Origin of the sequence: Chryseobacterium potabilaquae, from assembly GCF_902728265.1 — a bacterium.
Taxonomy (GTDB): Bacteria; Bacteroidota; Bacteroidia; order Flavobacteriales; family Weeksellaceae; genus Chryseobacterium; species Chryseobacterium potabilaquae.
Map to the genome: position 1 here is coordinate 28,183 of NZ_CACVBR010000020.1, position 25,783 is coordinate 53,965.

The 25,783-nt window shown below is 32.3% G+C and carries 27 protein-coding genes; 14 read left to right on the forward strand and 13 right to left on the reverse strand.

Features of this window, described 5'->3' with window-relative positions; translation table 11 throughout:
* Positions 1-108: 108 nt before the first annotated feature.
* From hisG to hisIE, 8 genes are read left to right on the forward strand one after another with little or no spacing between them, the layout of a single operon-like run.
* Complete coding sequence (gene hisG / locus CHRY9293_RS11390; RefSeq protein ID WP_162033091.1) at positions 109-966, forward strand: ATP phosphoribosyltransferase; 858 nt, start codon at positions 109-111, stop codon at positions 964-966.
* Position 967: 1 nt separating this feature from the next.
* Positions 968-2,260 (forward strand): histidinol dehydrogenase, encoded by a 1,293-nt coding sequence (gene hisD, locus CHRY9293_RS11395; RefSeq protein ID WP_162033092.1) that lies wholly within the window; start codon positions 968-970, stop codon positions 2,258-2,260.
* 5 nt (positions 2,261-2,265) lie between these two features.
* Positions 2,266-3,288 carry a histidinol-phosphate transaminase gene (gene hisC / locus CHRY9293_RS11400; RefSeq protein WP_162033093.1) on the forward strand — a complete coding sequence of 341 codons (1,023 nt, stop codon included), beginning with the start codon at positions 2,266-2,268 and terminating at the stop codon, positions 3,286-3,288.
* Positions 3,285-4,379 (forward strand): bifunctional histidinol-phosphatase/imidazoleglycerol-phosphate dehydratase HisB, encoded by a 1,095-nt coding sequence (gene hisB, locus CHRY9293_RS11405; protein ID WP_162033094.1) that lies wholly within the window; start codon positions 3,285-3,287, stop codon positions 4,377-4,379. Before hisC ends, hisB begins: the two co-directional genes overlap by 4 nt.
* A gap of 2 nt (positions 4,380-4,381) precedes the next feature.
* Positions 4,382-4,960, forward strand: coding sequence for an imidazole glycerol phosphate synthase subunit HisH (gene hisH / locus CHRY9293_RS11410; RefSeq protein ID WP_162033095.1), 579 nt, complete (start codon positions 4,382-4,384; stop codon positions 4,958-4,960).
* A gap of 1 nt (position 4,961) precedes the next feature.
* A complete protein-coding gene (gene hisA, locus CHRY9293_RS11415) occupies positions 4,962-5,684 on the forward strand; it encodes a 1-(5-phosphoribosyl)-5-[(5-phosphoribosylamino)methylideneamino]imidazole-4-carboxamide isomerase (protein WP_162033096.1) in 723 nt (240 codons plus the stop codon).
* On the forward strand, positions 5,677-6,429 hold the full coding sequence (gene hisF, locus CHRY9293_RS11420; RefSeq protein ID WP_162033097.1) for an imidazole glycerol phosphate synthase subunit HisF: 753 nt from the start codon (positions 5,677-5,679) through the stop codon (positions 6,427-6,429). The genes hisA and hisF overlap by 8 nt, the downstream gene beginning before the upstream one ends.
* Positions 6,426-7,013, forward strand: a complete 588-nt coding sequence (gene hisIE / locus CHRY9293_RS11425; protein WP_162033098.1) for a bifunctional phosphoribosyl-AMP cyclohydrolase/phosphoribosyl-ATP diphosphatase HisIE — start codon at positions 6,426-6,428, stop codon at positions 7,011-7,013. Before hisF ends, hisIE begins: the two co-directional genes overlap by 4 nt.
* Positions 7,014-7,085: 72 nt before the next feature.
* Here hisIE and CHRY9293_RS11430 read toward each other — a convergent pair whose 3' ends face one another.
* The 4 genes from CHRY9293_RS11430 to CHRY9293_RS11445 form a co-directional block, all read right to left on the reverse strand.
* Positions 7,086-8,267, reverse strand: coding sequence for a M20/M25/M40 family metallo-hydrolase (locus tag CHRY9293_RS11430; RefSeq protein ID WP_162033099.1), 1,182 nt, complete (start codon positions 8,265-8,267; stop codon positions 7,086-7,088).
* A 103-nt stretch (positions 8,268-8,370) separates the two neighbouring features.
* Positions 8,371-8,715 carry a 50S ribosomal protein L20 gene (gene rplT, locus CHRY9293_RS11435; protein WP_122547227.1) on the reverse strand — a complete coding sequence of 115 codons (345 nt, stop codon included), beginning with the start codon at positions 8,713-8,715 and terminating at the stop codon, positions 8,371-8,373.
* Between the two features lie 116 nt (positions 8,716-8,831).
* Positions 8,832-9,029, reverse strand: coding sequence for a 50S ribosomal protein L35 (gene rpmI, locus CHRY9293_RS11440; RefSeq protein WP_090000921.1), 198 nt, complete (start codon positions 9,027-9,029; stop codon positions 8,832-8,834).
* 218 nt (positions 9,030-9,247) lie between these two features.
* Positions 9,248-10,069 carry an alpha/beta fold hydrolase gene (locus CHRY9293_RS11445; protein WP_162033100.1) on the reverse strand — a complete coding sequence of 274 codons (822 nt, stop codon included), beginning with the start codon at positions 10,067-10,069 and terminating at the stop codon, positions 9,248-9,250.
* Between the two features lie 1,040 nt (positions 10,070-11,109).
* Here CHRY9293_RS11445 and CHRY9293_RS11455 point away from each other — a divergent pair.
* Together CHRY9293_RS11455 and CHRY9293_RS11460 are read left to right on the forward strand one after the other, a co-directional pair.
* The gene (locus tag CHRY9293_RS11455) at positions 11,110-11,748 is read left to right on the forward strand and encodes a helix-turn-helix domain-containing protein (RefSeq protein ID WP_228455518.1); all 639 of its coding nucleotides are present in this window, start codon (positions 11,110-11,112) and stop codon (positions 11,746-11,748) included.
* Between the two features lie 71 nt (positions 11,749-11,819).
* Positions 11,820-13,499, forward strand: coding sequence for an alpha/beta hydrolase-fold protein (locus CHRY9293_RS11460; protein WP_162033102.1), 1,680 nt, complete (start codon positions 11,820-11,822; stop codon positions 13,497-13,499).
* Between the two features lie 63 nt (positions 13,500-13,562).
* Here CHRY9293_RS11460 and infC read toward each other — a convergent pair whose 3' ends face one another.
* From infC to CHRY9293_RS11475, 3 genes are all read right to left on the reverse strand, one after another.
* Complete coding sequence (gene infC / locus CHRY9293_RS11465) at positions 13,563-14,123, reverse strand: translation initiation factor IF-3 (RefSeq protein WP_076352026.1); 561 nt, start codon at positions 14,121-14,123, stop codon at positions 13,563-13,565.
* A 91-nt stretch (positions 14,124-14,214) separates the two neighbouring features.
* Positions 14,215-16,134: a threonine--tRNA ligase gene (gene thrS, locus CHRY9293_RS11470; RefSeq protein ID WP_162033103.1), complete on the reverse strand. Its 1,920-nt coding sequence runs from the start codon at positions 16,132-16,134 to the stop codon at positions 14,215-14,217.
* 171 nt (positions 16,135-16,305) lie between these two features.
* Complete coding sequence (locus tag CHRY9293_RS11475) at positions 16,306-17,865, reverse strand: hypothetical protein (RefSeq protein ID WP_162033104.1); 1,560 nt, start codon at positions 17,863-17,865, stop codon at positions 16,306-16,308.
* A 133-nt stretch (positions 17,866-17,998) separates the two neighbouring features.
* Here CHRY9293_RS11475 and CHRY9293_RS11480 point away from each other — a divergent pair, with 133 nt between their 5' ends.
* Genes CHRY9293_RS11480 through leuB form a run of 4 tightly spaced genes read left to right on the forward strand, consistent with a single transcriptional unit; the run spans position 17,999 to position 22,294 of the window.
* Positions 17,999-19,162, forward strand: a complete 1,164-nt coding sequence (locus CHRY9293_RS11480; RefSeq protein ID WP_162033105.1) for a 2-isopropylmalate synthase — start codon at positions 17,999-18,001, stop codon at positions 19,160-19,162.
* 24 nt (positions 19,163-19,186) lie between these two features.
* Entirely contained in the window at positions 19,187-20,575 is a 1,389-nt protein-coding gene (gene leuC / locus CHRY9293_RS11485; RefSeq protein ID WP_162033106.1) for a 3-isopropylmalate dehydratase large subunit, read from the forward strand.
* 5 nt (positions 20,576-20,580) lie between these two features.
* Positions 20,581-21,177: a 3-isopropylmalate dehydratase small subunit gene (gene leuD, locus CHRY9293_RS11490; protein WP_162033107.1), complete on the forward strand. Its 597-nt coding sequence runs from the start codon at positions 20,581-20,583 to the stop codon at positions 21,175-21,177.
* Positions 21,170-22,294, forward strand: coding sequence for a 3-isopropylmalate dehydrogenase (leuB, locus tag CHRY9293_RS11495; protein ID WP_162033108.1), 1,125 nt, complete (start codon positions 21,170-21,172; stop codon positions 22,292-22,294). Before leuD ends, leuB begins: the two co-directional genes overlap by 8 nt.
* 60 nt (positions 22,295-22,354) lie before the next feature.
* Here the strand turns inward: leuB and CHRY9293_RS11500 are convergent, their stop codons facing one another.
* From CHRY9293_RS11500 to CHRY9293_RS11525, 6 genes are all read right to left on the reverse strand, one after another.
* Positions 22,355-22,540 carry a hypothetical protein gene (locus CHRY9293_RS11500; RefSeq protein WP_162033109.1) on the reverse strand — a complete coding sequence of 62 codons (186 nt, stop codon included), beginning with the start codon at positions 22,538-22,540 and terminating at the stop codon, positions 22,355-22,357.
* A 12-nt stretch (positions 22,541-22,552) separates the two neighbouring features.
* Positions 22,553-23,158, reverse strand: a complete 606-nt coding sequence (locus CHRY9293_RS11505; protein ID WP_162033110.1) for a DUF4230 domain-containing protein — start codon at positions 23,156-23,158, stop codon at positions 22,553-22,555.
* 5 nt (positions 23,159-23,163) lie between these two features.
* The gene (locus CHRY9293_RS11510; protein WP_162033111.1) at positions 23,164-23,727 is read right to left on the reverse strand and encodes a TlpA family protein disulfide reductase; all 564 of its coding nucleotides are present in this window, start codon (positions 23,725-23,727) and stop codon (positions 23,164-23,166) included.
* A gap of 1 nt (position 23,728) precedes the next feature.
* A complete protein-coding gene (locus CHRY9293_RS11515; RefSeq protein ID WP_122636456.1) occupies positions 23,729-24,196 on the reverse strand; it encodes a pyrophosphohydrolase domain-containing protein in 468 nt (155 codons plus the stop codon).
* Positions 24,197-24,377: 181 nt separating this feature from the next.
* Positions 24,378-24,797, reverse strand: coding sequence for a hypothetical protein (locus CHRY9293_RS11520; protein ID WP_162033112.1), 420 nt, complete (start codon positions 24,795-24,797; stop codon positions 24,378-24,380).
* A 10-nt stretch (positions 24,798-24,807) separates the two neighbouring features.
* Positions 24,808-25,524, reverse strand: coding sequence for a glycohydrolase toxin TNT-related protein (locus tag CHRY9293_RS11525; protein ID WP_162033113.1), 717 nt, complete (start codon positions 25,522-25,524; stop codon positions 24,808-24,810).
* Positions 25,525-25,783: the final 259 nt, after the last annotated feature.

Below are 25,783 nucleotides of genomic sequence, written 5' to 3' on the forward strand. Positions count from 1 at the left end.
ATCAAAATAATTAAAAACCGTCTGAGTAAATAGACGGTTTTTTTGTTTCCTTTTTTCCAGAAAACTTACCATTACCTTATTATTTACTCAGATATAAAAAAATATCAAATGAGTAAATTAAAAATAGCAATTCAAAAAAGTGGTCGACTTTATGAGGATTCTTTACAACTTTTAAAAGATTGTGGGATTTTTATTAATAACGGCAAAGATCAGTTAAAAGTGTTGGTAGATAATTTTCCTATGGAGATTATGTATTTAAGGAATTCGGATATTCCCCAATATCTTGAAGATGGAGTTGTAGACATTGCCGTTGTAGGTGAGAACCTTTTAATGGAAAAAGGAAAAAATATCGATGTGATTCAAAAGCTTGGTTTTTCCAAATGTCGCGTTTCTCTAGCAGTTCCTAAGGAAATTGAGACCAATTCACTTGATTATTTTCAAGGAAAGAAGATTGCAACTTCTTATCCTAATACGCTTAAAAAATACTTAGAAAAGAATAATATTACTGCAGATATTCATGTTATTTCCGGTTCTGTGGAAATAGCCCCCAATATTGGTTTGGCAGATGGGATTTGTGATATCGTAAGCTCTGGAAGTACCTTATTTAAAAATGGACTGCGAGAAACGATAACCTTACTTACATCTGAAGCAGTGTTGGCAAAAACATTCAATTTGAATGAAGAAAAACAGCTCATATTAGACAAGTTTTTATTCAGAATAAATGCTGTTTTAAAAGCCAAAAATTCTAAATATATCCTAATGAATGTTCCCAATAATAAAATTTTGGAAGTTTCAAAAATCCTTCCCGTATTGAAAAGTCCTACTATTATTCCATTGGCCGAAAAAGGATGGAGTAGTATTCATTCTGTTATTAATGAAGAAAGTTTTTGGGATGTGATTGATCAGCTTAAAGAAAAAGGAGCCCAAGATATTTTGATAATTCCAATTGATAAAATGGTTATTTAATATGAAGATAAGTATAAACCCAAATGAAGAAAGCTGGAGTGAATTGATAGAACGTCCTGCTTTAAAAAGAGATGAAATTACGAAAGTTATCGTAGATATTTTTTCCGAGGTGAGCAAAAAAGGGGATAGTGCCCTATGTGACTTCAATCAAAAATTTGATTCCGCATTCATTGATGATCTAGCCATTTCTCAAATTGAAATTGAAAAAGCTTGCAACTCTATTAATGATGAGTTAAAATATGCCATTCAGGAAGCAAAAGAGAATATTACAACATTTCATGCCTCTCAAAAAGAAGAAATAAGGAAAATTGAGACTCAAAAAGGAGTAGTGTGTTGGAGGGAAAGTAGAGCCATTGAAAAAGTGGGAATTTATATTCCTGGGGGGACAGCTCCTCTTTTTTCTACTGTTTTAATGCTGGCTATTCCGGCTCAAATAGCGGGATGTAAGGAAATTATAGTATGTTCTCCTCCCGATAAAAATGGAAATATTAATCCTGCAATTCTATATACAGCACAACTTTGTGGAGTTACCAAAATTTTTAAAACTGGGGGTGCACAAGCTATTGCAGCCATGACTTTTGGGACAGAAAGTGTTCCTAAAGTAAATAAGATTTTTGGTCCGGGAAATCAATTTGTAACTATGGCCAAAGAGTATGCCCAACAGTTTGGAGTTGCTATTGATATGCCGGCAGGACCTAGTGAAGTGCTTGTTATTGCTGATGAAAAAGCTATTCCTGAATTTTGTGCAGCGGATCTACTTTCACAAGCTGAGCATGGAAGTGATAGTCAGGTTATTTTTATAGCCAATAATTTGGATATTTTTAATGAAACAATCAAGGAAGTTAATAGACAACTGGATGTATTACCAAGAAATGAATTTGCAAGTAATTCATTAAATAGTAGTCACTTTATTTTACTAGATGATATTAATAAAGCTTTTGAATTCAGTAATTTGTATGCCCCTGAACACCTTATTGTAGCAATAGAAAATTTCGAAAAATATATTCCATTTATTCAAAATGCGGGTTCTGTTTTCTTAGGTAACTATTCTTGTGAAAGTGCAGGAGATTATGCCAGTGGAACTAATCATACCCTTCCTACTAATGGATTTGCTAAAAATTATAGTGGTGTTTCCTTAGATAGTTTTATCAAAAAAATTACATTTCAGGAGATTACTAAAGAAGGAATACAAAACATTGGAAAGACCATTGAGGTAATGGCAGAAGCGGAAGGCCTCATTGCACACAAAAATGCCGTTTCAGTAAGAATTAAGTCATCAATGATAAAAAAATAAATGTAATGAATATTAATCAACTGGTTCGTAATAATATATTAGAACTACAACCCTATATTAGCTTTAGAGATCAAAATCAATTTAATGCTCCTATTTTACTGGATGCTAATGAAAGTCCATTTGGAGAGTATAACCGATATCCGGATTCAACACAGATGGAATTGAAAAATAAGTTGGCCGATATTAAAAATGTAAAACCCAGTCAAGTGGCCATAGGTAATGGAAGTGATGAATTAATTGATTTAATTATTAAAATCTTTTGTGAACCTAAAAAAGACTCCATACTTATGATGGATCCATCATTTGCAATGTATGCATTTTATGCTTCTATTAATGAAAATAAGGTCGTAAAACTTGAACTCAATGAAGATTTCGAAATTCTTAAAGAAGATTTTTTAAGAGTAGCAAAGGACTCTCAATCCAAAGTATTTTTTCTATGTTCTCCTAATAACCCTACGGGAAACACAATAGATGATATTGAATTTTATATCCAAAACTTTGATGGAATAGTAGTAGTTGATGAAGCCTATATTGAGTTTTCAAATCAACAGTCAAGCATTGAACTTCTTAAAAGATATCCTAATCTTATTGTTCTCCAAACTTTTTCAAAAGCTTGGGGAATGGCAGGAGCAAGAGTAGGAAGTGCATTTGCTTCGGAGTATATCATTAATCTGATTAATACTGTTAAAGCTCCTTATAATGTAAATTCATTAAGTCAAAAACTTGCCTTACAAAAGCTGGATAATCTTGAAGAATTTGAAAAGCAGGTAGAATATATTATAAAAGAAAGAAGCTGGCTGGAAAAACAATTTCAGAATATCCTATGCATTAAGAAAATATTTCCTACACAGTCCAATTTCTTTTTAATAGAATGTAAAAATGCTGAAAAAGTCTACCAAAATCTTTTATATAATGAGATTTTAACAAGTAAAAGATTTCCGGGGATCAAAAATTGTATTAGAATAAATATTGGAAATAGACAACAAAACACAAAACTGATTACTCTTCTTAAAAATATAGATGTATGAAAAAAGTATTATTTATTGATCGTGATGGAACATTGATTATAGAGCCTCCAATTGATTTTCAAGTGGACTCTCTGGAAAAATTGGAATTTTATCCTAAGGTTTTCCAAAGTTTATCAAAAATAGCAAAGGAGTTAGATTATGAATTAGTGATGGTAACCAATCAGGATGGTTTGGGAACGGAAAGTTTTCCTTATGATGATTTTATAAAACCTCATGAGAAAATGTTAAAATGTTTTGAAAATGAAGGGATTGTATTTAGTGATATTCTTATTGATAAAAGTTTTGAGGATGAAAAATCACCTAATAGAAAACCAGGTATCGGAATGCTGGGCCAATATATCTATGGTGAGTATGACTTACAGAACTCTTTTGTAATAGGAGATCGAATAACAGATATTCAGTTGGCGCAAAATATGGGTTCACAGGCTATCTTTATCAATAATCTTCAAAATGATAATGCGGTGTTAACAACAACAGAATGGGCAGATATTTATGCATTTTTAAAACAAATTCCAAGAACGGCAAAGGTTGTTAGGCAAACAAATGAAACCTATATAGAAGTAGAAATCAATCTCGATGGAAAAGGAAAATCTAAAATTTCTACAGGATTACATTTTTTTGATCATATGCTTGAACAGATTTCAAGACATGGAAATTTAGATCTAAAAATTACGGTAAAAGGAGACCTTTATGTTGATGAACATCATACTATTGAAGATACGGCAATTGTTTTAGGACAAGCTATTTTAAAAGCTTTAGGAAAGAAAAAAGGGATTGAAAGATATGGCTTTTTATTACCAATGGATGATTGCTTAGCTCAGGTTGCGATAGATTTTGGAGGAAGACCTTGGCTTATCTGGGATGTTGATTTTAAAAGAGAAAAAATTGGAGATGTTCCCACCGAAATGTTTTATCATTTCTTTAAATCTTTTACCGATACGTCGGGTGCTAATCTCAATATAAAAGCAGAAGGATCTAATGAGCACCATAAAATTGAATCTATTTTTAAAGCATTTGCGAAAGCGATAAAAATGGCTGTAAACCAAGTGGACAAAGATTTTAATTTACCGTCAACCAAAGGAAGTTTATAAAAATGATTGCTATAATAAAATATAACGGAGGAAATGTAAGCTCAGTCCAAAATGCTTTAAATAGGCTAGGGGTAGACTCTATCATTACAGATGATCCAAACTTGATTCAAAGAGCTGATAAAGTCATATTTCCAGGGGTTGGAGAAGCTTCTTCAACGATGAAGGTATTAAAAGAAAAAGGATTAGATCAAATAATTCCTCAATTAAAACAACCTGTTTTAGGAATTTGTTTGGGAATGCAACTGATGTGTAAAAATAATGAAGAAGGAGGAACTGTAGGATTAGGGATTTTTGATATTAATGTAAAGAAGTTCCCTTCTGGTAACTTAGTTCCACATATGGGATGGAATTCAATTTCGGGATTCAAGTCTCCACTATTTTCGGATATGGAAGAGGATGATACCCTTTATTTTGTACATAGCTATTATTGTGAAGTTTCAACAGAGACGACTTCTGTTTGTGACTATATTTTGCCATTCAGCGCCACATTACAAAAAGATAATTTTTATGCGATGCAATTTCATCCTGAAAAGTCAGGAAAAATAGGTAATAATTTATTAAGAAACTTTTTAAAACTATAGAATGAGAATAATTCCTGCTATTGATATCATTGACGGTAAATGTGTTCGTCTTTCTAAAGGTGATTATAATACAAAAAAGGTATATAATGAAAATCCCTTAGAAGTAGCTAAAAGTTTTGAAGATTATGGGATACAATATCTTCATTTAGTTGATTTGGATGGTGCAAAATCCAAACATATAGTAAATCATAAAGTGTTGGAGACCATTGCAAGAGAAACCTCTTTGAAAATTGATTTTGGAGGAGGATTAAAATCTCAATCAGATATTGAAGTTGCTTTTAATTCTGGAGCCAATCAAATTACGATAGGAAGTATCGCGGTACAAAATCCTCAATTTTGTTACGATCTTATCAACCAATATGGAAATGAAAAAATTATTCTGGGTGCAGACTGTGAAAATAAAAATATAAAGACTTCAGGATGGTTGGAGGACAGTGAGAATGATGTTATTGATTTTATTCTTCAATATAAAAATAGAGGAATAAAAAATGTAATTTGTACTGATATTTCTAAGGATGGAATGCTAAAAGGACCATCATTAGATTTATATAAAGAAATATTGGATAAAACAAGTATCGAACTTACCGCCAGTGGAGGGATTTCAGTTATGGAAGATATTGATCAGATGAAAGAAATAGGATGCTCGGCAACTATTATTGGTAAGGCTATTTACGAAGGGAAAATAACATTAAAACAACTTCAGAATTTTATTGAAAATGCTTAAAAAAAGAATTATTCCTTGCTTGGATATAAAAGATGGATTGACTGTAAAGGGAGTTAATTTTAAAGATCTGAGGAATGCAGGAAACCCTATTGAACTAGCAAAAAAATATGAGCTAGAAGGCGCCGATGAATTAGTTTTTCTTGATATTACAGCAACTATCGAAAAAAGGAAGACATTTGTGAAACTCGTGAAAGACATTGCCCGAGAACTAAGTATTCCGTTTACAGTAGGAGGAGGAATTTCGACTATTGATGATGTACGAAAGCTTTTGGAAGCCGGAGCTGATAAAGTAAGTATTAATACTTCCGCGGTAAAAAATCCAACATTAATAACAGATTTGGCTAAAGAGTTTGGAAGCCAATGCGTGGTGGTTGCTATCGATACGAAATATGTTGATCATTTTGATTGGGTACATATTAAAGGCGGGAAAGAAATTACTAAGCTTAGGGCATTGGATTGGACTCAAGAGGTAGAAAGGAGAGGTGCGGGAGAAATATTACTTACCTCAATGGATGGAGATGGAACGAAAGCCGGATTTGATATTAGAATAACAGATCAGGTTTCAAGACAGGTAAATATTCCCATTATTGCATCGGGTGGAGCAGGAAGTGTTGAGGATTTCAGTAAAGTTTTCAAGGAAACATTAGCTACTGGGGCTCTTGCAGCCAGTATTTTTCATTTTGGAGAAATACAAATTCAAGAATTAAAAAAACAGTTAAAATCACAAAAAATAGCAATAAGATGAATATAAACTTTGATAAAGGGGATGGCCTTGTTCCTGTAATCATTCAAGATGATAGGACATTACAAGTTTTAATGTTAGGATATATGAACCAAGAGGCTTTTGAAAAAACAAAGAATGAAGGGATTGTGACATTTTTTAGTCGATCAAAAAATAGGCTTTGGACAAAAGGTGAAGAATCGGGGAACTTTCTAAAGATAAAAGATATACAAATAGATTGCGATCAGGATACAATTTTAATACAGGCTGTTCCAACAAATTCGGTTTGTCATACCGGTAGTTTTAGTTGCTTTGGAGCAAAAAACAATAAAGGATTTTTGTATGAACTTGAGGATAAGATTGCATATCGGATCGATCAAAAATCAGCCGATTCTTACAGCTATTCTCTTTATCAAAAAGGAATTAATAAAGTGGCGCAAAAAGTAGGAGAGGAGGCCGTAGAACTGGTTATAGAATCTAAAGATAATGATTCTCTTTTATTCCAAAATGAAGCGGCTGATCTGCTTTACCATTTTTTGATTTTACTCAAAATGAAGGAATTAAAATTGCAAGATATTGAGAAAATTTTAGTTGATAGAACTAAATAATTGATAATTATGCATAAAAATTTACCCTATTTGTATACAAATAGGGTAAATTACTAGTTTTTAATACACAAACTATTTTTCAATTAAGATTTTTCTTACGATGGTTTGGTCATTGGATTTTAGGATACCAATATAAGCCCCGTTTATTAATTTTGAAGTGTTAATTTGGGTGACATTTTTTTCTTTTATTAATGAATGACCTAATAAATCTGTAATTTCAAAGGTAAAATCATTTACTTTGTGAGGTAACTCAATATTAAGTAAATCTTTTACTGGATTAGGATAAATCTTTATATTTTCCAATGAGTTTTGAGTGGATTCCTCTTTTGTATCAAGCATATTGTTTTCTAAAGCCACTGCGAAATGTTGTAATGCTCCAACCGTTGCTTTTCCAACATTATATACATATACAGGATCTATATTCGCAAAAGTATCACTTGAAGAATGCTCATTATAGCTTCTGGTATATTCATAAAACCCTGTGATAACTTCTCCTTTATCTTCAAATGGCATGTAGTCTGAGGCATAGGCAGGATCAATATCTGTCTGAAGTGGAGAGTATAAAGTAGTACAGGTCGCTAATTGTTGTGTAACAGCTTGTGAAGCAGCATTATTACTTGATGGGCTTCCCATATCTTGATCACAGAAAATAACGGTATTATTATTACCTAGTTCTCCTCCGACTTGGTCAATATTGAAGACTAATTTGATATCTAGTTTTCTAACCCCATTCTGATAGGCTACATTATTTACATAGTGCTTACTTCCATAAAGACCTTGTTCTTCTCCTGAAAAATGAATAAATTTAATAGAATATTCTGTAGGGACATTTCTTAAGATTCTTGCTGCTTCCATTATGATTGAGGTTCCGCTACCGTTATCACTTACACCAGGTCCATAGATGCTATCAAAATGCCCGCAAATAATAACATATTTATCAGGATAAACGGTGCCGGTTTTAGTAATAATTAAATTTTTAGAACTTACACTTCCAATATTGAAAGAATCTTCTTGTATTTGGCTAGAGGAATATCCGTACGATAAATATTTGTTTTTTATCCAGTTGCGAGTTGCAACATTATTGGATGATCCTGTTGTTTTCACACCTAGGTTCTGAAACTGTTGTAAATAGGTAGTGATGTTTGATTGAGTTACTTGGTTTGCTCTATCTTGATAGGCCTGGATAAATGATTGTGCTTCCATGCTATTATAGAGAGCAAATACTGTGAATAAGCTGGTAGTTAGTTTTTTCATTTTTCAAAATATAGTGATTAATTATTGTAATTTTGAACAAATGTAATAATAAAAAAATCCCGAGCAAAAAAACTCGGGATATATTGATAACAAAAATTTTACATTATTTTACTTGATCTACAACTGCTTTGAAAGCTTCAGGGTGATTCATTGCTAAATCTGCTAAAACTTTTCTATTAAGCTCTACGTTGTTCTTTTTAAGAGCTCCCATAAATTGAGAGTAAGACATTCCGTGCTCTCTAGTTCCTGCGTTGATACGAGTGATCCAAAGGGCTCTGAAATTTCTCTTTTTCTCTTTTCTACCACGGTAAGCATATTGCATTGCTTTTTCTACCGCGTTTTTAGCTACTGTCCAAACGTTCTTTCTTCTTCCGAAATAACCTTTAGCTTGCTTAAAAATTTTCTTTCTGCGTGCTCTTGAAGCTACGGCATTTACTGATCTTGGCATAATTTAATTGTTTTTTTGAAAAGGGCGGCAAATAATATTGCACTTAGTGGCTCCGTTTCAGGGTTAAAATTTTGAATTTTTTTAATTCTTATAAACCGAATATAGATTTATAAAAACTACTTAATTGCTAATTGACGCTTAACACTTTTCTCATCCACAGAAGCAACATAAGAAGTTTGCGTAAGATTTCTCTTTTGCTTAGTTTCTTTCTTAGTTAAAATGTGGCTTTTGAAAGCGTTTTTTCTTTTGATCTTACCAGAACCAGTAAGAGCAAAACGTTTCTTAGCACCTGATTTCGTTTTTAATTTTGGCATTGTTTTGCTTTTTTATTGTTTTGTTATCAATATCTATAATTGTTTTCCTAAAAATTATTCTAGGAATAATAGTTGGCAAAAGTACGAAAAAAAAGTGATACTCAAAAGGATTTTTCACGTATTGTAATAAAGAAGGAGAGGGTGAAAATGATCTTAGGTACTTCTTTAACTAAAAGCTACAAAAGATCATTATTTGTAGCTTTTATTAAGAGTATACTTTATGATCTAAAGAACTCTAGAAGATCTTTATTAATTGTTTCTGCTTCTGTAGTAGGCATTCCGTGAGGGAAGCCGGGATAAGAGATTAATTTTCCATTGGATAATAAAGTTACGGCTACTTTTCCTGTGGTTTCAAAAGGGACAATCTGATCATCTTCACCATGCATTACCAAAACCGGAATATCCACATTCTTCAAATCATTTGTGAAATCAGTTTCAGAGAATGCTTTTATACAATCATAATGGGCTTTAATGGATCCATTCATGCCTTGTCTCCACCAGTTTCTTTGAATTCCTTCAGAAATATGAGCCCCTTCTCTATTGTATCCGTAAAAAGGAAATGTAATATCGATAAAAAACTGTTGTCTGTGCTTAGCTGTATTGTTTCGAATATCATTGAATACTGAAATAGGAACACCATTAGGATTATTTGCGTTTTGAACCATAATGGGAGTAACAGCGCTTATTAAGACAGCTTTTGCTACTTTTCCTTTTCCATGCTTCGCAACATATCGAATGACTTCTCCGCCTCCTGTAGAATGTCCAACGTGGATTACATTTTGTAGACCAAGCGTGTCAACCACTTCAGCGACATCTGATGCATAAGTATCCATATCATGTCCATATGGTGTTTGTTCAGATCTACCGTGACCTCTTCTATCATGGGCTATTACTCTATATCCTTGCTCTAAGAAGAAAAACATTTGAGCGTCCCAATCATCACTTGATAGTGGCCATCCGTGGTGAAAAAAAATTGGTTGTCCTGTTCCCCAATCTTTGTAATAAATTTCAGTTCCATCTTTTAATTTGATTGTACTCATTTCTTTGCTGGTTAATTGTTATTAATAATTTATTTTTGATATAAATAGGATGACTATTCTTTATCCTTAAAACAAATTTAGAGCAAAAAAAATATCAAATTGTTGATTTGTGATAATAATTTTAATTTAAAATAAATTTTCAGTAAAAACACATCAAAGATTAAAAATAGGCAAAACGGCTGTAAATAAATGCTTTACAGCCACTTTTTTATTTTTTGGTAATGCGGGAAAAAAGCAGAAAAAACAATGAAAGGTCAATAGTGGACTTCGGGTAAATGGAACACGAAGTAAGTATAAAAAATTATTAAGACATCTTCCCAATTTTGCCCTTACAAAATACGGTTACTCCGATGTGTCTTTAGCGATACAAGAATATCAAAAAGGACAAAGGCAGAGATTATTTGTTGCGGAATGAGTTAGAACAGCTTGTAACATTCAACTGGATATTCCCAAAATGATTATCGAAAAATATATAGGATTTTCAAAGGACGAGAGGGTTTTTCCTGTCCCCTCAAATACAGTCTGTAATGATAGCCTAAAGAGACTGTCTTAAAGAGAAAAAAGTAACCTTTCATTTGGCCGTCATACGTTTGCCACTCTGCTTTTAAGCTAGGATGTTCCGTTAGAGAGTTTGAGTATGATGTTGGGGAATAAGAACATTGCCATAACCCAGATTTATGCCAAGATACTCAACGAGAAAGTTGGTAAGGATATGCAAAAGGTATCGCATAAATTTAAGGGAATTGAACGGTCTTTTGTTTCACAACTTGGAAAACAATAAAGAGATTAAAGAAAGCCAGTGTTGATAAGCATTGTTTTTTTGTATTTTTGTAATTATAGCAAATTATCAATGTACTGAGTGAAGAATGATAGAAATCTTTGAAACATTTAAGCCGAAAAATTCAATCGTCAAAAAACACGTTGACTATTATTATTTGGACATTAAACCAAATAATGCAATCAACGAATTTCAGTGTTTCCCGCATTTCAACAATACAATTTCGCTTTACAAATCTCATATCCGATTGAAAAACGGAGAAATGAAATTTGAAGAAACGGCAAAACCTTTTCAAATTTTTACACCACTTCGGGAGAAAGTTCTCAATGTAAAACAAGAAGGAAAAGTTCACAGAATGGTCATTGTGCTTCATCCTTTAGGGATCCAACAATTTTACGAAAATTTAGATTTTTCATATTATATCACAGATTACGAGTTTTTTACTCAAAACGAACTAAAGGAAATTTTCTCAACAACAGAAACAAATAATCTCACAAATTTATTGGACAGCTTTTTAGAAAAGAGATTTAAGAAATTTGAAAACGCCATTCTTGAAAAATCTTTGCAATATATTTTCAATCATTACGAAGATTTTTCGGTTGCAGAGATTTCTAACCAAATCGGAATAAGCCGACAACATTTAAACCGAATTTTTCAATTACATTTAGGAGTCTCCATCAAAAAATTCCACGAAATTGTTCTTTTCAGACAAACAATGAACAAAAAACTTTTTGAAAATTCTGAAAGCAATTTCACGGAACTTGCCTACGAATTTAATTTCAACGACCAATCACATTTCAACAAAATCTATAAAAATCTTACGGAAAATTCCCCAAAATCTTTTTTCAATAAAGGAACTGTTTTAGGACAAGAAGATATATTTTGGCACTTGCAATCTTAATTTGTAATGTTCCATTTTTACAAGTTTTTGCAATTTGTTGTTTATAGTTTTGCCTTTTCAAATTTTGATTTATGAGGTATTGTATAACATTAATTTCTATTTTCTTTTGTGTAGTAGCAGACGCACAGGAAATCTATTCAGAACTAAGACAAAAAGCATTGGAAACAATGCATAAAGCAAAAGACGAAGACGGTTACAGATTATCTTTATCGTTTTATGAGGACGCTTTTAGCAAATTTCCCGACAGCATAGATGAAAGCGGATTGTATAAAGCATCAGTATTAGCAGGAGAATTAAAGGAATTTGATAAGGCATTCCAATTTCTTACAAAACTTGTGGAAATTGATACAGATATAAATACAGGGCTTCCCGAATGGAATTCGGTAGTAGGAAAATATGCAGAATCAGAATACAGAAACTTGATAAGTGACCCAAGATGGATAACAGTCAAGGAAAGAGCTGTTTTCAAACGTAATCTATTTTTTGACAAACTAAAAGAATCCGCAAACGAGTTTTTTAATATTAAGGAAAAAGCATTTTCATTCTCAGATGAAAAAAAACTTTATGAAGAAATCAAATCTTATAACCCTTATTTGCCCAAACAAAAACAGGATTACTCTATTTCTTTTCCAATAAACGACTCTACAAAAACTGCATTTCTTGTTCATTTACCCAAAAATTACAATCCCCAAAAGAAATATCCGCTACTCTTTTTCCTACACGGAGCAGTAAGAAATAATGATCTTGTAGATTTTCAGCCTGTCGGATTAAATTTAGGAGAATGGAATAGATATTATACAAAATATGCCGAACAAAATGATGTGATTTTGGTTTTCCCGAAAGGAAGCCGACAATACAATTGGATGACATCGGATGATGGTTTTTTTATGATTCCCGAAATGGTTAAACTCATTAAAAAAGGAATTAATGTTGATGAAAACAAAGTTTTTATTTCGGGACATTCCAACGGAGCAACAGGCTCGTTTTCTTATCTGATGAAACAACCTACACAATTTGCAGGTTTTTATGGTTTCAATACCTATCCTAAAGTTTTCACGGGAGGAACATTTATAGAAAACATAAAAAACCGTTCATTTATCAACTTTTCAACAGACGAAGATTATTATTATCCGCCAAATGCAAATGATGACTTTACAAAATTAATGAACGAGATAAATGCGGATTATAAAGAATATCGTTATAATGGATTCCCGCATTGGTTTCCTCAATTTGATGAATCAGAACCAGCCTATAAAATCCTGTTTGATGATTTGATAAAACGAAAAAGAAATCCGTTTCCAAAAGAAATATCTTGGGAGTTTGATGATGAAAAATACGGAAATATTGATTGGATTTCTGACACAAAATTAGACATATTAAGTCCAAAAGCAAATTGGCACAAAGAACTCAACTTTAAAATCAACAAATGGTTGGATTATGATAAAAACGACAACTTAATCGTTCAGGAAGTTTATAAAAATGCGTTTGACTTTCCAAGAAAATCGGGAAAAATAAAAGCTGAATACAACAATAATATTTTCCGAATCCAAACGTCAAATATCCAATCATTTTCTATCAATATATCGCCTGAAATGGTCAACCTGAAAAAGAAAGTAAAAGTTTACATCAACGGAAAACTACATTTCAACGAAAAAGTAAAATACAATCGGGAATTTATGTTGCAAAATTTTGAATACACAAAAGACCGGGAACAGATTTGGATAAATAGTATTGACATTAGTATAAAATAAAAAAACCTCAAACTAATTTGAGGTTTATATTTAAAGTTTGAAATTATAGAATAATCTCATTAATTATTTAGCCGGTTTTTTAGGACTCATCATCATAATCATTCTTTTTCCTTCAAGCTTAGGAAGTTGGTCAACTTTTCCAACATGCTCTAATTCCTGTGCTAATTTTAAAAGCAAAATTTCTCCTTGATCTTTAAAGATAATGGAGCGGCCTTTAAAAAATACGTAGGTTTTTAATTTAGAACCTTCTTCAAGAAATTTTTCCGCATGTTTTTTCTTAAATTCATAATCATGGTCATCGGTTTGAGGTCCGAAACGGATTTCTTTTACCACCACTTTTACTTGCTTAGCTTTAAGCTCTTTTTGCTTTTTCTTTTGCTCATATAAGAATTTTTTGTATTCTAATATTCTTGCAATAAACGGTTCAGCCTTATCAGAAATCACTACTAGATCCAATTCTTGCTCAGCAGCAATCTGTCTTGCTTTGTCAATTGGATAAATTCCCGGCTCTACGTTATCGCCCACCAAACGAAGCTCTCTCACACGAATTTTATCGTTGATTAAGTGTAAGTCCTCTTGTACAGGACGTCTTTGTGGGCCCCTGTTGTTAAATCTTTGTGCTATTGTATTATAATTTTATTGGTTAATTACTAAATTTATTAAAATAAAAGATGACACTTATATCTATCATAGATCATCTTACATCTTTAGAGTTTTATATTGTAGCTTCTTTTTTAAAATAAGAAACAAAATTTTCCATATTCATTACCCCAAGATCTCCTTCTCCGCGTCTTCTTACAGAAATCGTTCCCTCTTTTTCTTCATTTTCCCCTACAACTAGCATAAATGGAATCTTCTTCAATTCGGCATCACGGATCTTCTTTCCTGTTTTTTCGTTTCTATCATCAATTTGACCGCTAATATCGTGATTTTCTAAAAATTGTGAAACTTTTTTTGCATAATCTACATATTTTTCACTGATAGGTAAGATGATAAATTGATCAGGACTTAGCCATAATGGGAAGTCTCCAGCCGTATTTTCAATTAAAATAGCAATAAAACGTTCCATGGAACCGAAAGGAGCTCTATGAATCATTACCGGTCTATGCTTTTCATTATCGTTTCCTATATAATGAAGATCAAATCTTTCAGGTAAGTTATAATCAACCTGAATTGTTCCAAGCTGCCATTTTCTACCTAAAGCATCTTTCACCATGAAATCTAACTTGGGACCATAGAATGCTGCCTCACCATACTCAACAATAGTAGTTAAGCCTTTATTTTTTGCAGCGGTAATAATAGCATTTTCTGCTTTTTCCCAATTTTCATCAGATCCAATATATTTATCTCTGTTTTCAGTATCTCTTAATGAAACCTGAGTCACAAAATCCTCAAAACCTAATGAAGTAAAGACATACAATACTAGATCTATGGTCTTTTCAAACTCTTCTAAAAGCTGATCAGGAGTACAGAATAGGTGAGCATCATCCTGAGTGAATCCACGAACTCTTGTCAATCCATGAAGTTCTCCACTTTGTTCATATCGGTACACTGTTCCAAATTCTGCATATCTTTTAGGGAGATCTCTATAACTCCATTGTGAAGTTTTATAGATTTCACAATGATGAGGACAGTTCATAGGCTTTAACATAAACTCTTCCCCTTCGTTCGGAGTTTTAATTGGTTGAAAGCTATCTTCTCCATATTTGTCCCAATGTCCGGAAGTTACATATAACTCTTTTGCCCCAATATGAGGTGACATAACAAATTCATAGCCTGCTTTCTTTTGAGCTACCGTAAGAAAATTTTCTAGTTTTTTTCTTAAAGCGGCTCCTTTTGGTAACCAAAGGGGTAAACCGGCTCCTACTTTTTCTGAAAAAGCAAAAATTCCCAATTCCTTACCTAGTTTTCTATGATCTCTTCTTTTAGCTTCTTCTAATTTTTCAAGATATTCCGTTAAATCTTTTTGTTTAGGAAAAGAAATACCATAGACTCTTGTTAACTGAGGATTTTTCTCATTTCCTCTCCAGTAGGCTCCTGCCGCGTTTAAAATTTTAACCGCTTTTACAATGCTTGTATTAGGAATGTGGCCTCCACGACAAAGATCGGTGAAGTTATCATGAGTAACAAACGTAATTTCCCCATCATTAAGATTAGAAATTAATTCTACTTTATAAGGATTGTCAGCATATACTCGTAATGCTTCTTCTTTGGAAACTGGGTATAATGAAAAAGTTGAACTTTTTTTTGCGTTTTCTAATACTTTCTTCTCTATTTTCTCAAAATCTTTTTCAGATAAACTTTCGTCTCCAAAATCCACATCATAATAGAACCCACTTTCAATAGCAGGGCCAATAGTTAACTTAGCATTAGGATAAAATTCTAAGATAGCCTGTGCCAAAAGGTGAGCAGAAGAATGCCAAAAAGCTTTTTTTCCAAGTTCATCACTCCAGGTCAAAAGTTGTACTGTCGAATCCATGGTTATCGGCGTGGTCGTCTCTACTTGTTTGCTATTAACAACTGCGGAAATGGTATTTCTAGCCAATCCTTCACTTATAGATTTTGCCACATCAAGGGGAGTAACTCCCGATTCGAATTCTTTGACACTATTGTCTGGTAGTGTAATTTTTATCATTTTTAACTAAAAAATTTTTAAGAGGCAAAAATACGTTTTTTTTATATAAAAACCTATATTTAAGCTTATTTGAGGTAAGATTTAATACTAAAACTTCCATAATAACGTTTTAAAAAAATGTCATTTAATGAAGATTTTAGTGTAAGATATTTTAACTGGCAGAAAATCAATTTAGTGCCTTCTTTTATATTTTACTTTTTGCCGTATTATTTCGATGACATCTTGGTTTTGAATCTTAGATTTTATCCATCCACGAATATCAATATACAAAAGTGAACGTCTATAATATTCATTTGTAGAGAAAAGTTCCAATTTTTCATCAAACGCTTCAAATGCCTTTAGTTGTTTATCGGAAATTATATTATTGAGATTTTTGAAAAATTTCACACTTTCAAAATGAAACTCTTCTGGGTTTTTCATTTTTTTTGCAAACCGTTGGGTTTCTTTTATAAATTCATCATAATCTTCATCATTTCCGGATTCATGTTTAGCCATTAAAATAAGTATCCGAGTATGAAAAATAAGATCCTCCTGAACATTTCCTTTTGACTCTAAGACTTTCATTGAATAGTGAATAGATTCTTTATATTTTTTACTGCCAAAAAACATGGCTGCCATTTTAAGATAAAAAATCATAAAGTGATGTTCGTCAATTTTATCTCGAAGTTTTTCCATTTTCATTTCGATTTCAGGAATTAATTTAGTCCCTGTGAAGAACTCTCCTTTTACAAAGTGAATATTCATTAAAGTATTATAATGAGTCAGAAAAACAAGTGATTGTAAGTTTTCATTTTGAGCGAAACTTGAAGAGTATACTTTCTCATTAAATCTATTGAAATGTTCTTCCAAAATATCGATATTCCCATACAGAAAAAGAATTTTTAGCAGATAGGTATTTCCTTTAATATACCATACGGGGTGACTCGCAATCATCTCAGGATTTTTATGAAATAAGTCTACCCATTGATAGGCATATTTTAAGGTATACTTGTAATCTTGTAAAAGTTGGTTTTTCCAAACATGCGCCTTAAAATACCAAAGTTTTTCGGTGAAATTCAATTTTTCAAATGCAATATTTTTGATTTGAGTATTGAAAATCTGCATAATTTCCAAGCGATCTTCATCATTTTTTACATATCCATGCGTTAACATTTCACTGTATAGCTTTAGGGAAAGATTTGATAATTCTGTAGTGTAATGATTTTGCAGGCTAATCCTTTTGGATTGGTCAATTAACTCATCGGCACGACCCACAATACTTCTTGTAATAAATTGTGATTCAATTACTTTTTCTAAGTCGATGATTTCTGATGCAATACTTTTCTCATCTAGTTCAAGAGCTGTTTGTTTAGACTTATCTAAAATTTTTAAGGCTTGCTTATAAAGGCCTTTTTGATAAAGAATGTTAGCAAAATCGAGTTGTTCCCGTAGTTGTATTCTGTAATTTTGATGGCTTGGGTTCATTCTTAAGCTCACTAAAATTTGTTTATAGAGATGGGCTTTAAGATTGGATAGCTGTTGCTTAGTAGAAACTTTCTTCTCAATAATGATATTTTCATCATATTCACTCATTTTATCCAATTCAGAAAAAAGAAGTAGAAATTTGGCGTCTGCATTTATTCCAAGACGATTTACATAGAGTTTGAATTGCCTCTTTTCTGAGGTTGTCAATGACTTTATTAGTACAAATAAAAAATCTTTTTGCGATTTTGACGTTGTATTTTTTTTCAATTTAATTATTTTATTATCAGATGTTTGTGTTTTGTTTTTATTCTTTTGAATATTGTAATTTTCTAAAAAAACAGGAACTCATAAATTAATCAATCTATTAGTTTTGAACCAAAATTAAGTAAAAAACTTCAGTATGAATTCCGAAAAAATTGAAATTTTTGATACTACATTGCGTGATGGAGAACAGGTACCTGGTTGTAAATTAAATACAAATCAAAAGCTAACTATTGCTGAAAAACTGGATGAGCTTGGTGTGGATATCATTGAGGCAGGTTTTCCCATTTCAAGTCCGGGAGATTTTCATTCGGTCTCAGAAATTTCAAAATTGGTAAAAAATGCAAAAGTTTGTGGTTTAACTAGGGCTAATGAAAAAGATATAGAAGCGGCTGCGGAAGCCCTAAAATTAGCAAAAAGACCCAGAATTCACACAGGAATTGGAACTTCAGATTCGCATATCAAATATAAATTTAACTCGACGAGAGAAAAAATTATAGAAAGAGCTACTCAAGCTGTAAAATATGCAAAAACTTTTGTAGAAGATGTTGAGTTTTATGCCGAAGATGCAGGAAGAACAGATAATGATTTTCTTGCTCAAGTTTGCGAGGAAGCCATTAAAGCCGGTGCAACAGTTCTTAATATTCCCGATACAACAGGATATTGTCTTCCTGAAGAGTATGGTCAAAAAATAAAGTACTTAAAAGAAAATGTAAAAGGTATTGATAAAGCTATTTTATCTTGCCATTGTCATAATGATTTAGGAATGGCTACTGCTAATTCTATTGCAGGGGTGATAAATGGAGCACGACAAATAGAATGTACAATCAATGGACTTGGCGAAAGAGCAGGAAATACGGCATTAGAAGAAGTTGTCATGGTCTTAAAACAACATACAGACCTTAAATTACATACTCATATAAATTCCAAAATGCTGAATTATATGAGTGTGTTGGTTTCTGATTTAATGGGAATGCCGGTACAACCTAATAAAGCTATTGTAGGAACGAATGCTTTTGCCCACAGTTCAGGGATTCACCAAGATGGTGTGATTAAAAACAGAGAAACTTATGAAATAATAGATCCTGCCGATGTAGGTGTGAATAATTCCTCTATTGTTCTTACGGCGAGAAGTGGACGTTCGGCATTAGCTTACCGATTCAAACATATTGGTTTTGATGTCACTAAAAATGAACTTGACTTTTTATATGAAGAATTTTTGAAAATTGCTGATATAAAGAAAGAGGTAAATAATGATGATTTAGGATTAATGATTGAGGTATTTAATAGAAAAATAGGATAAATATTGTTTTAAATAAGCGTAGAAATGGACAATAGTAAAAAGACACTCTTTGATAAAGTTTGGGATGTACATGTAGTAGAAAGTATTCCTGATGGACCTCAAATCATATATATTGATAAACATTTGATTCATGAAGTAACAAGCCCTCAAGCTTTTTCTGAACTAGAATCAAGAAATCTTGAAATCTTTAGACCCAGCCAAATCGTTGCAACAGCAGATCATAATGTGCCTACATTAAATCAAGAGCTTCCGATCGTTGATGAATCATCCAGAAATCAAGTCCAACAATTAACAAAAAATTGTAATAAAAATAATATTGAACTTTATGGATTAGGGCATCAGTATCAGGGGATTGTACATATTATTGCTCCGGAATTAGGGATTACACAACCGGGAATGAGTATTGTTTGCGGTGATAGTCATACTTCCACGCATGGTGCTTTCGGTTCCATAGCTTTCGGAATTGGAACCAGCCAGGTTGCACAGGTTTTTGCCAGCCAATGCTTATTATTGAATAAGCCTAAATCAATGAGAATTACCGTCAATGGAAAGCTCAACAAAGATGTTGAACCTAAAGATGTTATTCTTTACATTATTTCAAAGGTTGGAACTGACGGGGGAACAGGATATTTCTGTGAATATGCAGGAAATGTGTTTGAAGAAATGTCTATGGAAGGAAGGATGACTGTTTGTAATATGAGTATAGAGATGGGAGCTAGAGGAGGAATGATTGCCCCGGATGAAATCACTTTTGAATATGTAAAAGGGAAAACGTTTGCTCCAAAGGATGAAGAATGGGAAGAGAAGCTAGAGTATTGGAAAACCTTAGGGACAGATGAAGGGGCTATTTTTGATCAAGAATTTTCTTTTGATGCTTCTGAAATCTACCCCATGATTACCTATGGAACTAATCCCGGAATGGGAATTTCAGTACATGAAATGATTCCTACTCCTCAAAATGAATCGGAAGAGAAAGCCTTACAATATATGGGATTAAAAGCCGGACAATCCCCCTCTGATATTAAGATCAATTATGTTTTTATTGGAAGTTGTACCAATGCTAGAATTGAAGATTTTCGTTCAGCAGCGCAATATATTAAAGGTAAAAATAAATCAGAGCATGTACACGCTTTAATTGTTCCCGGTTCCCAGCAAGTTGTTAAGCAAATTTATGAAGAGGGGCTCAATGAAATTTTCAATGAAGCAGGATTTCAAATTAGGCAACCGGGTTGTTCGGCATGTCTTGCAATGAATGATGATAAAATTCCGGAAGGGGAGTATTGTGTTTCCACATCAAATAGAAATTTTGAAGGAAGACAAGGGCAGGGAGCTAGAACTATTTTGGCTAGTCCATTAACTGCAGCTAAAGTGGCGATAGAAGGAAGAATTTCGGTTTTTGAAAATTTAAATTAAACAAAATGCAAAAGTTAGTTGTTATAAAATCCCGTGCTATACCATTACCGGTAGAAAATATTGATACCGATCAGATTATTCCTGCACGATTTTTGAAAAGTATAGATAAAAAAGGGTTTGGAAATAACTTGTTTCGTGATTGGAGATATAATGTCCATACCCATGAGGCGAATCCTGGGTTTGTTTTAAATAAAGCGCAATATTCAGGAGAAATATTGGTTGCCGGAAATAATTTTGGCTGTGGAAGTAGTCGAGAACATGCAGCCTGGGCTTTAACGGATTATGGATTCAGGGTTGTAATTTCAAGTTTTTTTGCCGATATTTTTAGAGGAAACGCTCTGAATAATGGACTTTTGCCTGTAAAAGTTTCTGAATCATTTTTAAAAGAGATTTTAGCTCACATTACCCAAGAGCCTGAAAGTGAAATTGAAGTGGATGTAGAAAACCAGACGGTTACTTTTCAAGATAAGACGGAATATTTTGAGCTAGATTCTTATAAAAAAATATGTTTACTGAATGGTTATGATGATATTGATTTTTTGATCAGTAAAAAAGATGCCATACAAGAATTTGAACTAAAAACACAAAGAATATATGAATAACGATCATTTTAAAATAGCTGTTCTTCCGGGAGACGGAATAGGGCCGGAAGTAGTTGCAGAAAGCATCAAGATTTTAGATGCTATTTCTGAGGCTTTTCATTATAAATTTCAATTTAAATATGGATTAATTGGAGCAGAAGCTATTTCAAAAACAGGAAATCCCTTACCTGAAGAAACGTTAGAAATTTGTAAAGAGTCGGATGCTGTTCTTTTTGGGGCTATTGGTGATCCTTCATTTGATAATAATCCAGATGCAAAAGTAAGACCGGAGCAGGGGTTATTGAAACTTCGTAAAGAGCTAGGGCTTTTTGCTAATATTAGACCTCTAAAAACATATTCTTCATTAATTGGTAAAAGCCCATTGAAACAAGATATTATTGAAGGTACCGATATTCAGATTTTCAGAGAATTAGTGAGTGGTATTTACTTTGGGGAAAAATTTACAGAGGAAAACGGTGAGTATGCATATGATATCTGTAAATATGCTAAAGAAGAAATTCTCCCTATTGTTCATATGGCTTTTCAGGAGGCGCAGAAAAGGAGAAAAAAATTAACGCTTATTGATAAGGCCAATGTATTAGATACATCAAGGTTATGGAGAAAGACTTGTCAGGAAATTGCTGCTGAATATGAAGATGTAGAATTGGAATATATGTTTGTTGATAATGCCGCAATGCAATTGATCCTTAATCCTAAACAATTTGATGTCATTGTGACAGAAAATATGTTTGGCGATATTATTTCTGATGAAGCGAGTGTAATCGGGGGCTCTATTGGATTATTACCCTCAGCTTCTATTGGGGAAGAAAATGGACTGTTTGAGCCTATTCATGGGTCTTATCCTCAGGCAAAAGGCAAAGGAATTGCCAATCCTGTAGCTTCTATTTTAAGCACTGCTATGATGCTTGATTATTTACAATTAGATCTGGCAGCCAATAAATTAAGAGAATCCGTAGAACATGCTATTGAGCATAAATATGTAACGAGTGATCTCAATTCTAAGCAATGGTATTCTACAAGTGAAGTGGGAAGTTTTATTGCAGATTACATTAAATATTCTGAAAAATCATATTATAATATTGAGAATGTAAATATTGGAAAGTCTACCATTGTATAGTTCGTTTATTTAGATATTCTGAAAAAGGTTTTGCCTCTTTATAGAGACAAAACCTTTTATTTATTGATCTGTATTATCTGTTTTTCCGGAAACCTTTTTAGAAGATTTTTGAATATCTTCTTTATTGATGCTCGGAGGGTTGGTTTTTTTAGAAGATGCAGGAATGTTTTGAAAATCCTGATTTTGTTTTTTCGTTTCTGCGGAGTTCGCAGATTCTGTTTTTTTGTTATTGTCTTTTTTGCTCATGATTATTGAATTTTATAATCCTAAAATTCCCAGTTTTCCAGTCTGGTCTTCTATAGTATAATTCAAAGCCTTTGCCAAAACGAAAATAGTATTAAGATTTTCTATTAATTGTTTTCTGCCTTCTGTTCTCAACCTATTTTGATCGATAGACTGTATTGCTGTTTCTTTAGCTTTATGGGTAACATTTTTAATATCCTTTTCAGATATTCTGTTAAAGAAAGAATCGTCCAATGATTGTATTTCTACACTGGGATTGATTTTGATTTCTGCATCAGGTAATTCTGTAATGATTAATTTTTTGTGGATAGAATCAACTTCTATCTTCATTTTATTAAGATCATATGAAACCTGCGTAGTGGTTTGGGTGTACGTAATGATATTATTACTGGTCACTTCTTTCCCAAAAAATTCATATCCCATTTTTGTTTTTTGCATGGAAGAGGAATTCTGTTCCAAAACAACCATTTTATTCATTTTAGAAATCTGATTAGTAAGAATATAATAATCTGATTTTTCTGTTTTATTACTTACATTAAAACAAGATCTAAAACTAAAGAACAGGAGTACCATGATAAGAATCCCTGCTAAAAATGATATGATTACTTTGTTGTTTTTCAAGATAATTATTTAAAAATTTCCTTAATAACAGAACTGTCATCTTTCTTTACAATAGCAGACAAATCCTTTTCAATATATCCGCTTGTAGGCATTTCTATAATCCTTCCTATTTCTTTACCATATTTTTCTACAATGATAGTAGGAACTTTTTGAATATTATAGCGGCCTTCATCTCCGGTGGGAGATTCTTTTTTACGATTTACGGCTATAATAGTTAATTTCTTGTCAGAATATTTTACCTCTTCTAGAATTTTCATAAGTCGTGGAAAGTCTCTCTGGCTGTCTTCACACCAAGTTCCTAAAAAAACGATAATATTATAAGAATTAATCTTCTTTTTTTTAAGCTCGATGATTGCTTGTGCATCAGGTGTATATTCGTCATGTTCTTTTATGTACCAATCTGCATAAGGTTCCTTTAGAAATTGTTCTTTTAACTGATTTCCTAAAAGCATTTTACCATCATTCTGAGTATCAACCTCTCTGTTGACTACTATTTTTTGAGCACTCAGCTGAGGAACACTTAGTGCTATACCTGAAATAATGGTAAGCTGGGTAATAAATTTTTTCATATTATTTTTCGATAATTTTCTTTAAATCAGCAGGTGAATAATATTTATTCTTTAATACTTTATGGTCTGCTTGTCGATAAACATTAAACTTTTCTCCTGATTTTTCATAAAAAGACTCTACTTCTTTTACTTTATAAAATTCAACGGTCTCCTTTGCTTGCTCTTCATTATCACAAGCCTTAGACATGTTGGAACGTTGAACTTCATTGAATAATTCTACAAATTTATTGCCAAGACCAAACTCTAAAACGGCACCACTTAAAACATATTGTAAATCACAAAGTGCATCAGCAATTTCTACCATATTTCCGTCTTGGATTGCTTGTTTCAGCTCGTTCAGCTCTTCTTGTAAAAGATCAACTCTTAAATTACATCTTTCTAAAGATGGGATTTGTGGTGTTTCTAAAATAGGAGCTTTGAAAGTAGTATGGAATTCAGCTACTTGGTTCAGACTATCAATTTTTTCCATGAAATTTTAAATTTAGGACAAATATAAAAAACGATTTTTAAAATGTATAGTCCTATCCAAATAAAATGTATGAATCTCGCTACTATAATCTATTTAATTAAAGATCCACAGTTATAGGCTGTGGATTTCTAATTAAAATAGTGTATTCAAGAAAATAAATTGTTCATCTATTGAATATAAATTATATCGATTCCTCGTATTTCCATATTCCTGAGATGACTAGGGAAGTTAGTCCAGGTTGTGTTTCTCCATACCCAAACACCCCTATATATTTTGAATAACAATATGAGCAAGTAGTTCCAAAATATAAGGTTGGTAAATTATTTACTGTAACTTCTCCAAAATGCAACATTCCTTGTGAGGTTTCAGAAACCATTCTATTTTTTAATAATTCGTTTTTAGATAATACAGTGTCTTTTTTATAGATCTGAAGAATTGGAAATCCTGATTGATATGGAGTTATTTCAATTGTATTTTCATGATTACAATCACAACATGTAAATTTTATTACAGTAGGGGAACCTATTTCATCATTTCTAAAGATATTTTGTAGAATAAAGGCTGGTTTAGTTATGTTTATTTTTTTTGATATCGAGTACATGTGAGTTTACTTATTTTTGGATAACTGTACCTACTAATTTAGGAAATTTTCCACTTGGACTTTTTTTAATAGTTACTTTTATGTATCCTTCTTCGGCTAACTTATTCCATGTTTTCTGATATCCGGTGGTAGGGTCAATGGGAATTTTCCACATAGTCTGTTTACCACCACCTACTTGGTTAAACCAAGGAATAACATCTGCGGTTTGTGATTTAAAGGATAATAAATTATTCAAGACATCTATTTCATAGTAGAAGTCATAGGTGTTTTCGGGTTTATTTAAGGCTCTTTGCTCAAAGCTATATACGTATCCATTGATTATAGGGCTTGTAAAACTACCTCCCAAAGTGGGAATTCCGGTTCCGTCATAGCTACCAATGGCTCCACTATATCTATCAAATTTTTGCCCTGCTTGAAACGGAACATCATCTATGATGTTATAACCCCCATTTGCGGGAGGCCATCCTCCATTCAACTTATTGGCGTTGAAGAGTCCTTCTAATTCAATCCATTTACCTTGCTTATAGAGATTAAAGGCTTGATCTTTAATTGCAGGACTTACGGTTCCGGAGGTGTCGTAGGTGAGAGCAAATTCATCAGCATTTTTATAAAATACAATTGTAACAGGAGGTGTTGTACTATAAGTTTCTTCTTCTCGATCTGAGCTACAGGCAATTGAAAAAGAAGCAATAGTAAAAAAAAAGAAATACTTAAATAAATGTTTCATATAATAATTTTTAATGATGTACAAAACAGATGGAGTATGTTCAAAAAAAAGAACGTTGGTAAACGGTACAGAAAAAGGGTGTTTTGAGTGATAAATTTAATTAAAAAATTCATTAAATGGTGATTTATTTAATTAAATATTTATTTTTTAGTTTACTTTATATTAGAGGCTTGTTTGAGTTTTTTTTATTACTATTGATTTAGGTATTTAAAAGGGAAAAGACCACCTAAAAATAGGTGGTCCTTGCATAGTTTAATTT

What these genes read in the sequence shown, in the direction of transcription:
- hisG (WP_162033091.1), top strand. Translation starts at nt 109, where the DNA reads ATGAGTAAATTAAAAATAGCAATTCAAAAAAGTGGTCGACTTTATGAG.
- hisD (WP_162033092.1), top strand. Translation starts at nt 968, where the DNA reads ATGAAGATAAGTATAAACCCAAATGAAGAAAGCTGGAGTGAATTGATA.
- hisC (WP_162033093.1), top strand. Translation starts at nt 2,266, where the DNA reads ATGAATATTAATCAACTGGTTCGTAATAATATATTAGAACTACAACCC.
- hisB (WP_162033094.1), top strand. Translation starts at nt 3,285, where the DNA reads ATGAAAAAAGTATTATTTATTGATCGTGATGGAACATTGATTATAGAG.
- hisH (WP_162033095.1), top strand. Translation starts at nt 4,382, where the DNA reads ATGATTGCTATAATAAAATATAACGGAGGAAATGTAAGCTCAGTCCAA.
- hisA (WP_162033096.1), top strand. Translation starts at nt 4,962, where the DNA reads ATGAGAATAATTCCTGCTATTGATATCATTGACGGTAAATGTGTTCGT.
- hisF (WP_162033097.1), top strand. Translation starts at nt 5,677, where the DNA reads ATGCTTAAAAAAAGAATTATTCCTTGCTTGGATATAAAAGATGGATTG.
- hisIE (WP_162033098.1), top strand. Translation starts at nt 6,426, where the DNA reads ATGAATATAAACTTTGATAAAGGGGATGGCCTTGTTCCTGTAATCATT.
- CHRY9293_RS11430 (WP_162033099.1), bottom strand. Translation starts at nt 8,267, where the DNA reads ATGAAAAAACTAACTACCAGCTTATTCACAGTATTTGCTCTCTATAAT.
- rplT (WP_122547227.1), bottom strand. Translation starts at nt 8,715, where the DNA reads ATGCCAAGATCAGTAAATGCCGTAGCTTCAAGAGCACGCAGAAAGAAA.
- rpmI (WP_090000921.1), bottom strand. Translation starts at nt 9,029, where the DNA reads ATGCCAAAATTAAAAACGAAATCAGGTGCTAAGAAACGTTTTGCTCTT.
- CHRY9293_RS11445 (WP_162033100.1), bottom strand. Translation starts at nt 10,069, where the DNA reads ATGAGTACAATCAAATTAAAAGATGGAACTGAAATTTATTACAAAGAT.
- CHRY9293_RS11455 (WP_228455518.1), top strand. Translation starts at nt 11,110, where the DNA reads ATGAAATTTGAAGAAACGGCAAAACCTTTTCAAATTTTTACACCACTT.
- CHRY9293_RS11460 (WP_162033102.1), top strand. Translation starts at nt 11,820, where the DNA reads ATGAGGTATTGTATAACATTAATTTCTATTTTCTTTTGTGTAGTAGCA.
- thrS (WP_162033103.1), bottom strand. Translation starts at nt 16,134, where the DNA reads ATGATAAAAATTACACTACCAGACAATAGTGTCAAAGAATTCGAATCG.
- CHRY9293_RS11480 (WP_162033105.1), top strand. Translation starts at nt 17,999, where the DNA reads ATGAATTCCGAAAAAATTGAAATTTTTGATACTACATTGCGTGATGGA.
- leuC (WP_162033106.1), top strand. Translation starts at nt 19,187, where the DNA reads ATGGACAATAGTAAAAAGACACTCTTTGATAAAGTTTGGGATGTACAT.
- leuD (WP_162033107.1), top strand. Translation starts at nt 20,581, where the DNA reads ATGCAAAAGTTAGTTGTTATAAAATCCCGTGCTATACCATTACCGGTA.
- leuB (WP_162033108.1), top strand. Translation starts at nt 21,170, where the DNA reads ATGAATAACGATCATTTTAAAATAGCTGTTCTTCCGGGAGACGGAATA.
- CHRY9293_RS11500 (WP_162033109.1), bottom strand. Translation starts at nt 22,540, where the DNA reads ATGAGCAAAAAAGACAATAACAAAAAAACAGAATCTGCGAACTCCGCA.
- CHRY9293_RS11510 (WP_162033111.1), bottom strand. Translation starts at nt 23,727, where the DNA reads ATGAAAAAATTTATTACCCAGCTTACCATTATTTCAGGTATAGCACTA.
- CHRY9293_RS11515 (WP_122636456.1), bottom strand. Translation starts at nt 24,196, where the DNA reads ATGGAAAAAATTGATAGTCTGAACCAAGTAGCTGAATTCCATACTACT.
- CHRY9293_RS11520 (WP_162033112.1), bottom strand. Translation starts at nt 24,797, where the DNA reads ATGTACTCGATATCAAAAAAAATAAACATAACTAAACCAGCCTTTATT.
- CHRY9293_RS11525 (WP_162033113.1), bottom strand. Translation starts at nt 25,524, where the DNA reads ATGAAACATTTATTTAAGTATTTCTTTTTTTTTACTATTGCTTCTTTT.